Below are 454 nucleotides of genomic sequence, written 5' to 3' on the forward strand. Positions count from 1 at the left end.
GGGTCGCGTGCCGGTGATGGGTTACGAGCTCACCCAGCTGCAGATGCTTGAGGCCGAGGCCATCCACATCTTCCGCGAGGTGGCCGCGGAGTTCGAGCGTCCCGCCCTGCTGTTCAGCGGCGGGAAGGACTCGATCGTCATGCTCCGGGTCGCGCAGAAGGCCTTCTGGCCCGCGAAGCTGCCCTTCCCCCTGCTGCACATCGACACCGGGCACAACTTCGACGAGGTCCTCGAGTTTCGGGACAGGCGGGCGGCGGAGCTCGCCGCCCGCCTGGTGGTCGGTTCCGTCCAGGCCGCCATCGACGCGGGCGTGCTGACCGAAGACACCCGTCCGGGGGCCTCGCGTAACCAGCTGCAGACACCGGTGCTGCTCGACGCCATCGCCGACAACAAGTTCGACGCGATGTTCGGCGGCGCGCGCCGGGACGAGGAGAAGGCGCGGGCCAAGGAACGG

The 454-nt window shown here is 69.4% G+C and carries 1 protein-coding gene; it reads left to right on the forward strand.

The window, feature by feature from the left end; translation table 11 throughout:
* Positions 1-16: 16 nt before the first annotated feature.
* Positions 17-454, forward strand: a 438-nt coding sequence (gene cysD / locus ACY45C_RS14055) for a sulfate adenylyltransferase subunit CysD (protein WP_462188062.1), incomplete at its 3' end; no start/stop codon positions are given.

This window comes from Frankia sp. CcWB2, assembly GCF_977927585.1.